Genomic DNA, 13,598 nt, shown 5'->3' on the forward strand with positions numbered 1-13,598 from the left:
TTCGCCCATGCGCACTGTGCGCCGGCGCGCGCTCACGACGTGCGCGCGACGCGGGCCGAAGCACGCGGCATCGGACGGGGACGAGCCACGCAGCGGCGGCGAGCGACGCGATGAAGCCGTGGACGACACGCCGCATCCCCGCGGCGCTGAACCCCGGGGCCGCTCGCCGTCGCGGCGCATGCGCTCGATCGGCGAACAGACCCTGTGTCTCGGCCGGTATCCGGGCTGACGAAAACGCCGCTTCACCTTCCCGGACGCGATGCGTCCAGTGGTTGGCCGCGCATGCCGGCAGGCATGCGGAGAAGCCGGCGCCGCATCGCTTGCGCGATGCATTCGCTTACCGTTGCGGGGGCAGCGCAGGTTGGCGGGCCGCGACGCGGCGACGCTCCCTGCTTCCCGTTTAACTGCGTGCGACAGAACCCGCACGCGAGCACCAAAACGCGAGCGAGTGTAGGCGCGCGGGCGCGGCGCGTCAAGGCGGACAAAAGGCGGCGCGGACGCGGCGCGGCGGCCGGGATGTCCCGTGACCGGCGCCCGACCGTCCGACCGGCGGCGGATGTCGATCGATGCGGCGCGGGCGATCTGCGCCGCATCGAACGGCATCGCGCAGCGGATGCGTCGAATCGCGACTGCCCGCCTCGCCGCGCGCCGTCGGCATGCCGCCCTCGCGCCGTCGGCGCTGTGCTATCGTATGCGCGCGTTCGGTGCCCGAGCGCGCGATCGCGCGCTCAGTCAAACGGGAAACAGGAAGCGGCCAGCCCGCGCAGCCTGTGCTGTCCTCGCAACGGTACGCCGCCTGCGACGCGCACGCCGCGTTCGCGCATTCCGCCATCGCGCCACTGTCCTCGCCACGGACGGGAAGGCGGCGGGATGGCAAGCGGTCAGCCCGGATACCGGCCGACGCAAGGGGCGAGCCGCGCTCGCCGAACGCCCGATCCCGCGGGGGACGGAACCGGGCGCGCAACGCATGGCGCACCGGCCCCCGAGCCGGCCGCCGACTGCCGAGACCACATGATTCCATCCGACTCACGCCGCCGGAACCCGCGCGCCCGCGCCTCGCGCGCGGCCGCCCGATGATGCGCGTCGCGCTCGGCATCGGCTGCCGCGCGGGACGGCCCGCCGAAGCGATCGAGGCCGCGATCCGCGCCGCGCTCGCGCATCTGCCGCATGCGTCGCTCGCCGACGTCGGCGTCGTCGCGACGCTCGACGCGAAAGCGCACGAGCCGGGCCTCGTCGAATGCTGCGCGCGCCACGGCTGGCCGCTCGCGGCGTTCTCGCGCGACGAGATCGCCGCGCAGATCGCGAGCGCCGCACGCGACACGCCGCTTGCGGCCGGCACGCCGCCGTCGGCCGCCGCGCGCGAGCGGTTCGGCGTCGACGGCGTCTGCGAGCCGTGCGCGCTGCTCGCCGCGCCGAACGGCGCGCTCATCGTGCGCAAGCTCGCGCTCGACGGCGTGACGGCGGCGCTCGCCGGCCCGCTGTGACGCGCGCCGCGCCCCGTCTTCCGATCCACGAACCACACGAATCACCCGACTCACAGGACTCCAGACGATGAAAACCGATGCCGAATCGCATCAACGCATGACCGAGCGCCGCCGCGCGGGCCACGAGAAAAAACAGGCGGCCGCGACCGTCGAGAAAGGCCTTCTGATCGTCAACACCGGCAACGGCAAGGGCAAGAGCACGGCCGCGTTCGGGATGGCCGTGCGGATGCTCGGCCACGGGATGCGGGTCGGCGTCGTGCAGTTCATCAAGGGCGCGCTGCACACGTCCGAGCGCGATTTCCTCGGCGCGAACGCGCAGTGCGACTTCGTCACGATGGGCGACGGCTACACGTGGAACACGCAGAATCGCGACGCCGACATCGCGACTGCCCGCAAGGGCTGGGACGAGGCGCGCCGGATGATCGAGAGCGGCGACTACCGGATGGTGATCCTCGACGAGCTGAACACGGTGCTCAAGTACGAATACCTGCCGCTCGACGAGGTGCTCGCGACGATCGCCGCGCGCGCGCCGATGCTGCACGTCGTCGTGACGGGCCGGCACGCGCCCGACGCGCTCGTCGACGCGGCCGACCTCGTCACCGAGATGCGGATCGTCAAGCATCCGTACAAGGAGCAAGGGGTGAAGGCGCAGCGCGGCGTGGAGTTCTGACGCGATGCCCGCCTGCCCCGCGCTCTTCGTCGCCGCCGCCGCGTCCGGCCAGGGCAAGACGTCGGTGACGGCGGCGCTCGCGCGCCATCACCGGCGGCTCGGCCGGCGCGTGCGGGTGTTCAAGACCGGCCCGGATTTCCTGGATCCGATGCTGCTCGCGCGCGCGAGCGGCGCGAGCGTCTATTCGCTCGATCTCGGGATGGTCGGCGAGCGCGGCTGCCGCGCGCTCCTCGCGCGCGCCGCAGCCGAAGCGGACGTGATCCTGATCGAAGGCGTGATGGGGCTTTTCGACGGCACGCCGTCGAGCGCCGATCTCGCGCAGGCGTTTCGCGTGCCGGTCGCCGCGGTGATCTCCGCGCAGTCGATGGCGCAGACCTTCGCCGCGCTCGCGTTCGGGCTCGCGCATTTCCGGCCCGGCGTGCCGTTTCACGGCGTGCTCGCGAACCGCGTCGGCTCCGAGCGTCACGCGCAGCTGCTGCGCGGCGCGCTGCCCGCATCGATCCGCTGGCTCGGCCATCTGCCGCGCGACGCGCAGATCGCGCTGCCGGAGCGGCATCTCGGGCTGCATCAGCCGGACGACATCGCCGATCTCGACGCGCGCATCGATCGCGCGGCCGACGCGATCGCGCGCACGGCGCTCGCCGAGCTGCCGCCCGTCGTCGAGTTCGCGTTCGTTGACGCAAACGGCCACGGGATGGTTGCGACACCGGGCCCCACGGACGACTGCCATGACGCGCCGGCGACGGCGAGCGATGCCGAAGACGACGACGGCGTGGTCGCGGCGACGAACGCCGTCGATGGCGACCACGAGACGATTGCAACGTCGGACGCCGCCGGCGACCGCAATCGCGCATCGGTCGCATCGGTCGCATCGGCTGCCGCCACGCAAACGCCGAGCCTCGCCGGCAAGCGGATCGCGATCGCGCGCGACGCGGCGTTCTCGTTCATCTATCCGGCGAATCTCGATCAACTGGAAGCGCTCGGCGCCGAGCTCGCGTTCTTCTCGCCGCTCGCCGACGCGCCGCTGCCCGCCGGCTGCGACGCGCTGTACCTGCCGGGCGGCTATCCGGAACTGCATGCGGCGCGGCTCGCGGCGAACGCGACGACCGCGCGCGCGATCGCCGCGCACGTCGCGGCGGGCAAGCCGGTGGTCGCCGAATGCGGCGGGATGCTGTATCTGAGCGATTCGCTGACGGACGTCGACGGCGCGCGCACGCCGATGCTCGGCCTCGTGCCCGGCGACGCGACGATGCAGCGGCGCTTTGCCGCGCTCGGGATGCAGACGCTCGCGACGCGCTTCGGCGCGATGACGGGGCACACGTTCCACTATTCGCGATTCGCGACGCCGCTTGCGCCCGTCGCGGCCGCGACGCGCCCGGACGACGGCGCGGCGGGCGAAGCCGTCTACCGGCACGGTTCGATCGTCGCGACGTACTTCCACGCGTATTGGCCGTCGAATCCGCCCGCGGCGGCGGCGCTTTTCACGGGCGACGCGCCGTAGCCGCCGCGGGACGAGACTACGCCGCGCGTCGTCCGCCCCGCCCGCTCACGCCACGCGCGCGTCGAGCCCCGCCATGATCGCAAGCCCTTCGTGCAGCGCCGGAAAGAGGCTGCGGTTGAAGTTGTTCCAGCGCAGCTCGAGGATCGTGTCGTGCTCGCCGATCTCCGTGTTCAGCACGTCATGGATCACCTCGCCCGAATCGACGCCGTTGTCGACGTAATGGAACGACGCGCCCGTCATCCGGATCGGCTCGACGGGCACGGTCGCCCTCGTCGTCCAGTCGACGACCTTCTGCCCGCGCGCGCCGTATAGCGCGTCGAGCGTCGCGTATGCGCCGCGCCGCTCGTACGGCGACTCCGCGCGCGTGATGCCCGGATGGATGTTGACGATCCGCCGGCAATACGGCGCGCCCGGCCGCACGAGCTCGTCGAGGATCACGAGCAGCCCGTCGAGCACGACGAGATCGGCTTCGAGCCCGTCGAGCGCTTCGCGCAGGCGCTGCTCGAACACGTGCTTGCCCGCCGTCCGCGCGGGCGAATCGAACGGCTCGCGACGGTATTCGGACGGAATCGCGAGCAGCAGATCGTTGACGAGCCGGCCCTGCACGCGCAGCTCGGGCGGATAGAACCAGCGCTTGCCGGGCTGGTGCGAAAAGCCGTATTCGGCGAGCTTCTCGCGGTCGAGCGGCGAACCCGCGTCGTCGTCGTGGATCACCCGTTCGAGCGAGTACGCGTCGCCGAGCCCGGTGTCGTTCAGCGCGTCGACGAGCGATTCGAGCACCGACTTCATGTAGCGCTTGCCGCCCTTGTAGTCGACCTGCTGCCCCGCCTTGTCGGCGGCGGCGTTCCTCAGCGACCAGATGTAGACGAGTTTCTTCTTTGCCATCGCAGTGTTGTCCTCTCGTTCGGGCGGCGCGCCGCCGCGCCGCCCTTTGGGATGATGAGGCGATGCGCCGCGCTCACCAGTTGTATTTCGCCGTCGCGATCACGGTGCGCTCGTTGCCGTACATGCACACGGCTTCCGACTGGCAGCCGCTCACGTAGCGGCGGTTGAACAGATTCGTCGCGTTGATCGCGAAGCGCCAGTTGCGCAGCTCGTAGTGCAGCGCCGCGTCGAACAGCGTGTAGCTCGGCACCGTCAGCGAATTGTCGGCCGCGCCCGCCGCCGCGCTCATGTAGCGCACGCCCGCGCCGACCCCGAAGCCCGTCAGCGGCCCGTTGCGCCACGTCCAGTCGGCCCACAGCGACGCGATCTGGCGCGGACGCGGCACGTCGACGGGCCACCTGTTCAGCGTGTTGTCGTTCGCCTTCACGTTCTTCACGTCCTGATAGACGTAGGCGGCGATCACCGACAGCTCGCGCGACAGATTGCCGACCGCGCTCAGCTCGACCCCGCGCGAGCGCACCTCGCCCACCTGCACGAACGTGCTGCTCGTCGAGTCGTTCGGGTTGCTCATCGCGACGTTGGTCTGGTTGATCTGGTACACCGCCGCGTTCAGCATCAGGTTCTTGCCGGGCGGCTGCCAGCGCAGGCCCGCCTCGATCTGGCGGCCCTTGGTCGGCGTCGCGAGCCCGCCGCCCGCCAGCTTCAGGCCGATCTGCGGGTTGAACGACGTCGAATAGCTGAGGTACGGCGCGAGGCCGTAGTCGCCGAGATACGTGAGGCCGACGCGCCCGCTGAACGCGTGGTCGTTCTGCTTGAAGCTCGCCGAGTTCGCGATGTCGTCCTGCGTCGTGTTCGTCCAGTCGTGCCGGCCGCCCAGCGTCAGCACCCAGCGCTGCCATTTGATCTGATCCTGCACGTACACGCCGAACGCGTTCAGCGTCGTCTTCGTGTCGGTGCGCGGATACGCGGTCGGGCCGCTGAAGATGCCGGTCGTGATCGGCGCGTAGACCGGACGGAACATGTTCAGGCTCGGCGCCTTCGCGAGCCATTCGCTGTCCGTCGTCGTCTGGCGGTTGTAGTCGAAGCCGAACAGCACCGTGTGCGCGAGCGGGCCCGTCGCGAATTTCGCCTGCGCCTGGTTGTCGACGTCGAAACGGCTGTAGTTGAACTGGAACAGGCCCGCGTAGCGGGTCATCGTCGCCATCGTCGGATCGGCGTCGTCGAGGCCGCCGCCGTAGACGGACGCGTCGTCGAGCGACAGGTGCATCCAGCGCACGTTCTGCCGGAACGTCCACACCGGGTTCAGCCTGTGCTCGAACTGATAGCCGAGCGACCATTGCTTTTTCCGGTAGTGGTCGAAGTTCGCGTCGGCGGTGTACAGGTCGTTCGAGATCGTGCCGTTCGGATTCGGCAGCACCGTCCCTTGCGCCGGCAGGAAGTTGGTCGACGTGCCGCTCCAGTCCTGCAGGTACGTCGCGGACAGCGTGAGCGACGTGTCCGCGTTCGGCTGCCATTTGACCGACGGCGCGAACGACACGCGCTGATCGGCGAGCGGCCCCGACTGCGAGTTGCCGTCGCGGCCGACGCCGACGATCCGGTACGACAGCGTGCCGTCCTTGTCGATCTTGTCGCCGATGTCGAACATCAGCTGCTTGCGCGCGTAGTTGCCGACCTGCACGCCGGCCTCGCGAATCCGCTCGCCGTTCGCGAGCTTGCTCTGCACGTCGACGATCGCGCCCGGATCGCCCTGCCCGTACAGCACCGACGTCGGCCCGCGCAGCACGGTGATGCTGTCGATCATGTACGGATCGACGCGCCAGCTCGACAGGTTCAGCGTGTTCGGCACCTGCAGCCCGTCGACGAACACCGTCGGCGTGAAGCCGCGCAGCGCCGCGTACCAGTCCGACCGGTTGTCCGACCCGTAGGTCGAGAAGCCCGGAATGTAGCGGAATGCCTGGTTGATGTCGGTCGCGCCCGTCGCCTCGATCTGCTGCGCGGTCACGACGTTGATCGTCTGCGGAATCTCGACGATCGGCGTATCGGTCTTCGTGCCGGTCGTGCTGCGCCGCGCGACGAGACCGACGCTCGCGTCGCGCTCCGCATCCGCCGACACCGAAATCGCGGGCAACGTGCCGCCCGACGCGGTGTCCTGCTTCACCTGACTGCCCGGCGGCTTCCCGTCCCCGGCCGGCTGCACCGCCTGTGCCTGCGCGTGACTCGCCGCCGCCGCGTAAAACGCCACGCCTGCCGCGGCCGCGATCGCACGCACGCGCGTGCTGGTTGCCCACTCCATCTTCCGTTGCTCCAAGTTGCAAAGCGGCCGAGAGGCCGCACATCATCAAAGAGCGAAGGCCAGCCGGCCGCCGCTCACCCCGTTGTTATCGTGTCGTGACCGTGCGCGGCCTTCGGGCCGGACGGCTTCTTCGTGTTCCGCCGCATGCGCGCGCTCCCCGAGCGATGCGGCGATTTCGTCGGCGCGTCGCGCGAGCACCGACAGCAGCGTGTCGGACAGCCCGTGGCTGTCCTCGCAGCAACCTTGCAGATAGATCCGCGGCTTGAAGTGCGCGGGCGTCGCGAGCCGGTAGTCGCGCGCGACGTCGCCCGCCGCGAGCGCGTCGCCCAGATGCGGCGCGAGCCCGTCGAGCAGCGCGAGATGCGTGTCGCGGCGGTAGCCCGTCGCGAGCACGAGCGCGTCGAAGCGCTCGGTGTGCGCATCGCCCGTCAGGCGGTCGCGCAGCGTGAGCTCGACCTGTCCGTTCGCCGTGCGCGCGGCCGACTCGATCGCGGCGTTCGCGATCAGCCGATGGCGCGGCGCGGCGCCCGTGGCGCCCGATACGCGCTGCAGATAGAGCATTTCGTAGATCTGCTCGATGAGCGGGCGGTCGACGACCGCGTAGTTCGTGTCGCGAAAGCGCTCGATCAGCGTGCGCCGGCCGCTCGCCGGCTGCGCGTAGACGACGTCCGTGAACGCCGGATTGAAGATCTCGTTGACGAACGGGCTGTCGTCCGCGGGCTTCAGCGCGCCCGAGCGGATCACGAGACTCGCGTCGACGTGCGCAAAGCGGCGCGCGAGATCGACGAACACCTCGGCCGCGCTCTGCCCCGCGCCGATCACCGCGACGCGCTTTTTCGCACTGGCATCGGACGCGCCGGATGCGGGCGCGCCGACGATCCGGTCGATCGACGTCAGATAGTTCGACGAGTGGACGACGAGGTCCGGCCCGAGCGAGGCGAACGCATCGGGCACGCTCGGCGCGCCGCCGACGCCGACCGACAGCGCGCGTGCGACGCGCTGCCGCTCGCGGCCTTCGCCGTCGCGCGAGAACACGCGCAGCGCGTCGATCTCGCCGCTTCCGCCCGGCGCCGCGACGGGCTCGATCGCCGTCACCGTCTCGCCGTAATGGACGCGCTCGTCGAACGCGTCCGCGACCCAGCTCAGGTAATCGTGGAACTCGACGCGCGTCGGATAGAAGTTCTTCAGGTTGACGAATTCGCTCAAGCGCCCGTGCTCGTACAGGTAGTTGACGAACGTGAAGCGGCTCGTCGGATCGCGCAGCGTGACGAGATCCTTCAGGAAGGAGATCTGCATCCGGCAGTCGTCGAGCAGCATTCCGCGGTGCCAGCCGAATTCCGGCTGGCGCTCGACGTAGCAATGCGCGAACGCGGCCGCGTCGCCCGCTTCCGCGAGGCGCACGGCGAGCGCGAGGTTCGACGGCCCGAAACCGACGCCGATCAGGTCGAATACGGTATCTCTCTGCATGTGTCTGATTCCCTTAACGGTGTGACCGGCGCGCTGAAGGCGCCGGCTGGAGAAAAACGTGACGCGGATCGCGCGCATCGCCGATGCGGCCGATCCGGTCGATGTGGGGCCGATGCGCCAGGCGGCGCTCAATCGGCATCGCGCCCCTCCGTCGCCGGCTGGCCGGCCGCCTGCGCCGCGCGTATCGCGAGCGCGCCGAGCGCCGCGAAGCTCGGCGCGGCGAACACGTCGGCGATCGCGAGCGCGAAGCCGGCCGCCTGCGCCGCGTCGACGAAGCGCACGACGTCGAACGACGTCGCGCCCGCTTCGAACAGATCGCCGTCCGGCGCGGGCGCGGCGCGCTCGAAGCACGCGCGCCACACGCCGGCGAGCGCGTGCGCGCAGCGGTCGGCCGCCCGCGCGTCCACGCGGGCGTTCGGTGCGCGCGACGGCGGCGGCATCGCGGCGAGCGCATCGTGCCCATCGTGCGCGGCGAGCGGAAAGCGCGCGGCGGACGCGCCGAGCGCGCGCGCCGGCGCATCGACGAAGCCACGCACGACGTCGAGATAGTCGGCCGCGAGCGCGGCGACGAACGCGCCGTCGACGCGTTCCGTCGCATACGAGAACGCGCCCGTCACGCGGCCGTCCGGATGCTCGACGACGTCGAGCTCCAGCTCGAACACGACGCGATGCCGGACGTCGTTGAACCCGTCGACCGCGAGCCCCGCCCAGTCGCGCGCGGCGGCGCCCGCCGGCCGCAGGTAGTTGAACATCACCTGGAACAGCGGATTGCCGTTGACCGCGCGCGGCGCGCGCAGCGCGGCGACGACGTCGGAAAACGGCGCGTCCGCGTGCGCATAGGCGGCGAGCGCCGCGTCGCGCACCGCGGCGACGAGCGTCGTCGGCGTATCGGCGCTCGCGAGCCGCGTGCGCACGACGACCGCGTTGATGAAGAGCCCGAGCGAGCGCTCGGCGGCGTCGCCCGTCAGCTCGCGCGTCGACGCGAGCACGCCGACCGGCTGATCGGTCGCGCCCGTCGCGCGGTAGAACGCCGCGTTGAGCGCCGCGTGCAGCAGCATCGGCAGCGTCGCGTGCGCGTCGAGCGCCATCGCGCGCGCGCGGCGCGCGAGCGCGTCGTCGAGCTCGAACGCGAGACGGCCCGCGTCCCAGCGCGGCGCGACGGCGCGGCCCGTGCGCGGCGGCGGCAGCGCGTGCGACGGCGCGCCCGCGAGCGCTTCGCGCCAGAACGACAGGCGCGCGTGCGGCGCGGCGGCCGGCAGCACGAGCGCGTCGGCCGCCGGCGCATGCGGTGCTTCGGGTGCTTCGGACGGCTTGGCCGCGCGCCCGCCCGCCAGCCGCGCGACGTAGGCCGCGCGAACCTCGTCGAGCCACAGATCGATCGACTGGCCGTCCGACACGATGTGATGAACGACGAGCGACAGCACGTGATCGGCCGCGCCGAGCCGGACCACGCGCACGCGCCACAGCGGCGCGTCGGCGGCGAGATCGAACGGCGCGAGCGCGTCGGCGTCGGTCAGCGCTGCTGCGGCGGCGAGCCGCGCGGGCTCGTCGGCCAGCTCCGGCCTCGCGCCGAGATCGACGACCGGCAATGCGACGTCCCGCGCCGGCGCGATCCGCTGGCCCGGCGCGCCGTCCGCCCGCGCGACGATCCGCGTGCGCAGCGCCGGATGACGGGCCGCCGCGTGCGCGAACGCGGCGGCGAGCGCGTCGACGTCGAGCGCGCCCCGAAGCCGCAGCGCGACCGGAATGTTGTACGCGGCGCTGTCCGGCTGCGCGCGCCACAGGAACCACAGGCCGCGCTGCGCGGCGGACAGCGGCAGCACGCCGTCGGCGTCCGGCGCATATGCCGCGGCGGGCGCGCCGCCCGCGCCGCGCGCCGCTTCCGCGGGCGCCGCGGCGGACACGCGCTGCGCGTAAGGCGCGAGAATCGGCGCCTCGAACAGCGCGCGCACCGGCACATCGCGCGCGAGCCGCTCGGCGACGCGGGTCGCGACGCGCACCGCGGCGAGCGAATGGCCGCCCAGCTCGAAGAAATGATCGGCGCGGCCGACCCGCTCGACGCCGAGCACTTCGCGCCAGATGTCCGCGAGCGCCGCCTCGACGTCGTTCACGGGCGCCTCGTACGCGCGCGCGACGTGCGCCGGCTCGGGCAGCGCCGCGCGGTCGACCTTGCTGTTCGCGTTGCGCGGCAGCGCATCGAGCACGACGATATGCGCGGGCACCATGTAGTCGGGCAGCGTGCGGCGCAGGTGCGCGTCGAGCTCGGCCGCGTCGGCGCACCGCGCGCGCTCGCGGGCGTCGCCCGTCAGCTCGACGTACGCGACGAGCCGCGCCTGCGCTCCGTTGCCGAACACGACCGCGACCGCCTCGCGCACGTCGTCGTGCGCGGCGAGCTGCGCCTCGATCTCGCCCAGCTCGATGCGCAGCCCGCGCAGCTTCACCTGATGGTCGATGCGGCCGATGAAATCGAACACGCCGTCCGCGCGGCGGCGCACGAGGTCGCCCGTGCGATAGAGCCGCGCGCCCGGCGCGCCGTACGGATCGGGCACGAAGCGCTCGGCCGTGAGCGCCGCGCGGCCCAGATAGCCGCGCGCGACGCCGATCCCCTCGCCGCCCAGGTACAGCTCGCCGATCACGCCGACGGGCAGCGGGTTCAGCCGCGCGTCGAACACGTGCGCGGTGCGCGCGCCGACGAGCGTGCCGATCGGCAGATACGCGGCGTCGGCGAGCTTTGCCGGATCGTCGCCCGGCTCGAACATCCACAGCATCGGCGTGATCACGGTCTCGGTCGGCCCGTAGCCGTTGACGACGCGCGCATTCGGAAACGCGCGGCGCATCAGCGCGAACGCTTCGCGCGACGTCGCCTCGCCGCCGACCGTGATCGAGCGCAGCGTCGGCGGCGCGCCGTGCTCGAGCGCCCATTCGGCGAGCTGCGTCGCGCAGCCGGGCGGCACGTAGGTCATCGTCACGCCTTCGCGCGCGATCAGCGCGCAGGTCCGCGCGGGCGGCCACAGCGTGTCGGCCGTCACCGCGACCGCCGCGCCGGACAGATATTGCGAGAACCAGCCTTCGTGCGCGCCGTCGAAATTGACCGACTGGAACAGCATGAACACGTCGCGCTCGGTCGCGCCGTAGCGCGCGGCGATCGCGTCGCAATGGCGCGCGAACGCGCCGTGATCGACGACGACGCCCTTCGGCTTGCCCGTCGAGCCCGACGTGTAGATCACGTACGCGGCCTGATGCGGCGATACGTCCGGCAGCGCGACGCCGTCGATCTCGGCGTCGGGGATCTCGTCGTCGACGAGCCATGCGCGCGCGGCGCCCGCGAGCGGCAGCGCGTCGACGCCGCCTCGCTCGGTGATCACGTGCGCGATCTGCGCGTCGTCGAGCATTTGGGCCAGCCGCTCGCGCGGGTGGCTCGGATCGAGCGGCACGAACGCGCCGCCCGACTTGAGCGCGGCGATCAGGCCGACGAGCAGGTCGACGGACCGCGACAGCGCGACGCCGACGCGCATTTCCGCGCGCACGCCCGCCGCGACGAGCCGTTTCGCGAGCCGCGTCGCGCGCCGCTCGACCTCGCCGCGCGTCAGCGCGCGCGCGACGTCGGCGACGCCGCGCGCATCGGGACGGCGGCGTGCATGCTCGGCGATCCGGTCGTGGACCGGGACGAACGGTTCGTCGAACGGCCCGCCGGGCGGCTTGCCGAAAGACACGCCGGAAAGTTCGCCGGACGATTCGCCGACCGGCGATCGCCCCGAGGACGCCCCGCCGCGCTCGCGATCCGCGCCGCCGTGCGTCTCGCCGTTCCACGCGGCGAGCTCGCGGCGCTCCGCGTCGGGCAGCCATTGCAGGTCGCCTATCGCCGCGCCGGGCGCGTCGACCGCGTGCGCGAGCAGCTCGACATAGCGTGCGGCAAGCCGCTCGATCGCATCGGCATCGAAAATGTCGGTCGCATAGACGAAGCGCGCGTCGAGCCCGCCGTCGTCGCGCTCGTCGAAGCTCAGCGTCAGGTCGAATTTCGCGTACGGCATGCCGGACGGCAGCTCGGTCGCGCGCACGTCGGCAAACGACGGCAGCGCGCGGTGCGCGCCGTACGCGGCCATCACCTGAAAGAGCGGATGGTGGCTCGCGCTGCGCGCGACGCCGAGCGCGTCGACCACCTGGTCGAACGGCACGTCCTGATGCGATTGCGCATCGACGAGGCCGCGCTGCGTCGCGTCGACGAGCGTCTCGAACGCGCGCGTCGCGGGCGTTCGGACCGCGAGCGCGAGCGTGTTCACGAAAAAACCGATCAGCCCGACGGTCTCGCCGCGCTCGCGATTCGCCGACGGCACGCCGATCCGGATCTCCGGCTCGCCCGACGCGCGCGCGAGCAGCGTCGCGAGCGCGGCGAGCAGCACCGCGAACGGCGTCGCGCGGCGCGTCTGCGCGAGCGAGCGCGCCCGCTGCGCGAGCGCGGCCGGCACGTCGAACGTGTGGCGCGCGCCGCTTGCGCTGCGCTGCGCGGGCCGCGTCGCCGCGCCGGGCAGCAGCAGCACGTCGCGGCTCGCGTCGAGCGTCGCGCGCCAGTACGCGAGCTGGCGCTCGCCCTCGCCCGCGTCGAGCCAGCGGCGCTGCCAGAGCGCGTAGTCGGCGTACTGGATCGGCAGCGGCGCGAGCGACACCGCGTCGCCCGTCGCGAACGACCGATAGAACGACGACAGCTCCGCGAGCATCACGTCGGCCGACCAGCCGTCCGACACGATGTGATGCGTCGTCAGCACGAGCCAGTGAACCGACGCGTCGAGCCGGATCAGATGCGCGCGCAGCAGCGGGCCGTGCGCGAGATCGAACGGCTCGGCCTCGTCGCGTGCGGCGACGGCCGCCGCGCGCGCGTCGCGCTCCGCGGCGGGCGCGTCGGCGAAATCCGTGAAGCGCCACGGGCAGCGCGTCGGCGCGTGCACGGTCTGCAGCACGCCGTCGGCGCCTTCGGCGAACGTCGTGCGCAGCGCTTCGTGGCGCGCGATCAGCGCGTCGCACGACAGCCGCAGCGCGTTCGCGTCGAGCGCGCCGTCAAGACGCAGCCGCTCGGTGATGTGATACGCGGCCGATTCGCCGAGCAGACGCGCGTGCAGCCAGAGGCGCGTCTGCGCGAACGACGCCGGCGCGCTCGCCGCGCGGTCCTCGCGCGGCGGGATCGGCAGCATCCGGAAATCGATCCCCGCGGCGCCGAGCTTCGCGAGGAACTGCTTGCGCTGCGTGCCGGGCAGCCGCGCGAAACGCGCGGCGAGCGACAGCAGATCGGGGGTGGCGGTCATG

General features: G+C 72.1%; 7 protein-coding genes and 2 riboswitches. Of the genes, 3 read left to right on the forward strand and 4 right to left on the reverse strand.

Annotation, left to right across the window (positions count from 1 at the left end; genetic code table 11):
- Positions 1-194 precede the first annotated feature (194 nt).
- Positions 195-453: riboswitch (cobalamin riboswitch) on the reverse strand.
- 231 nt (positions 454-684) lie between these two features.
- Positions 685-916: riboswitch (cobalamin riboswitch) on the forward strand.
- A gap of 157 nt (positions 917-1,073) precedes the next feature.
- The 3 genes from BG90_RS17040 to BG90_RS17050 all read left to right on the forward strand — a co-directional run bounded on the left by BG90_RS17040 (position 1,074) and on the right by BG90_RS17050 (position 3,655).
- On the forward strand, positions 1,074-1,484 hold the full coding sequence (locus BG90_RS17040) for a cobalamin biosynthesis protein (RefSeq protein ID WP_038802611.1): 411 nt from the start codon (positions 1,074-1,076) through the stop codon (positions 1,482-1,484).
- A 67-nt stretch (positions 1,485-1,551) separates the two neighbouring features.
- Complete coding sequence (cobO, locus tag BG90_RS17045; protein ID WP_010115452.1) at positions 1,552-2,154, forward strand: cob(I)yrinic acid a,c-diamide adenosyltransferase; 603 nt, start codon at positions 1,552-1,554, stop codon at positions 2,152-2,154.
- 4 nt (positions 2,155-2,158) lie between these two features.
- On the forward strand, positions 2,159-3,655 hold the full coding sequence (locus BG90_RS17050) for a cobyrinic acid a,c-diamide synthase CobB (RefSeq protein WP_010115454.1): 1,497 nt from the start codon (positions 2,159-2,161) through the stop codon (positions 3,653-3,655).
- 45 nt (positions 3,656-3,700) lie between these two features.
- Here BG90_RS17050 and BG90_RS17055 read toward each other — a convergent pair whose 3' ends face one another.
- The 4 genes from BG90_RS17055 to BG90_RS17070 form a co-directional block, all read right to left on the reverse strand.
- Positions 3,701-4,540, reverse strand: a complete 840-nt coding sequence (locus tag BG90_RS17055; protein ID WP_010115456.1) for a formyltransferase family protein — start codon at positions 4,538-4,540, stop codon at positions 3,701-3,703.
- A 73-nt stretch (positions 4,541-4,613) separates the two neighbouring features.
- On the reverse strand, positions 4,614-6,833 hold the full coding sequence (locus BG90_RS17060; RefSeq protein ID WP_010115458.1) for a TonB-dependent siderophore receptor: 2,220 nt from the start codon (positions 6,831-6,833) through the stop codon (positions 4,614-4,616).
- A gap of 45 nt (positions 6,834-6,878) precedes the next feature.
- Positions 6,879-8,300, reverse strand: coding sequence for a lysine N(6)-hydroxylase/L-ornithine N(5)-oxygenase family protein (locus BG90_RS17065; RefSeq protein WP_010115459.1), 1,422 nt, complete (start codon positions 8,298-8,300; stop codon positions 6,879-6,881).
- A gap of 128 nt (positions 8,301-8,428) precedes the next feature.
- Positions 8,429-13,597, reverse strand: coding sequence for a non-ribosomal peptide synthetase (locus BG90_RS17070; RefSeq protein WP_045568243.1), 5,169 nt, complete (start codon positions 13,595-13,597; stop codon positions 8,429-8,431).
- Position 13,598 lies beyond the last annotated feature (1 nt).

The organism is Burkholderia oklahomensis C6786 (assembly GCF_000959365.1).
Lineage (GTDB): Bacteria > Pseudomonadota > Gammaproteobacteria > Burkholderiales > Burkholderiaceae > Burkholderia > Burkholderia oklahomensis.

Coding starts and splice junctions, on each gene's coding strand:
- BG90_RS17040 (WP_038802611.1), top strand. CDS start 1,074: ATGATGCGCGTCGCGCTCGGCATCGGCTGCCGCGCGGGACGGCCCGCC.
- cobO (WP_010115452.1), top strand. CDS start 1,552: ATGAAAACCGATGCCGAATCGCATCAACGCATGACCGAGCGCCGCCGC.
- BG90_RS17050 (WP_010115454.1), top strand. CDS start 2,159: ATGCCCGCCTGCCCCGCGCTCTTCGTCGCCGCCGCCGCGTCCGGCCAG.
- BG90_RS17055 (WP_010115456.1), bottom strand. CDS start 4,540: ATGGCAAAGAAGAAACTCGTCTACATCTGGTCGCTGAGGAACGCCGCC.
- BG90_RS17060 (WP_010115458.1), bottom strand. CDS start 6,833: ATGGAGTGGGCAACCAGCACGCGCGTGCGTGCGATCGCGGCCGCGGCA.
- BG90_RS17065 (WP_010115459.1), bottom strand. CDS start 8,300: ATGCAGAGAGATACCGTATTCGACCTGATCGGCGTCGGTTTCGGGCCG.
- BG90_RS17070 (WP_045568243.1), bottom strand. CDS start 13,597: ATGACCGCCACCCCCGATCTGCTGTCGCTCGCCGCGCGTTTCGCGCGG.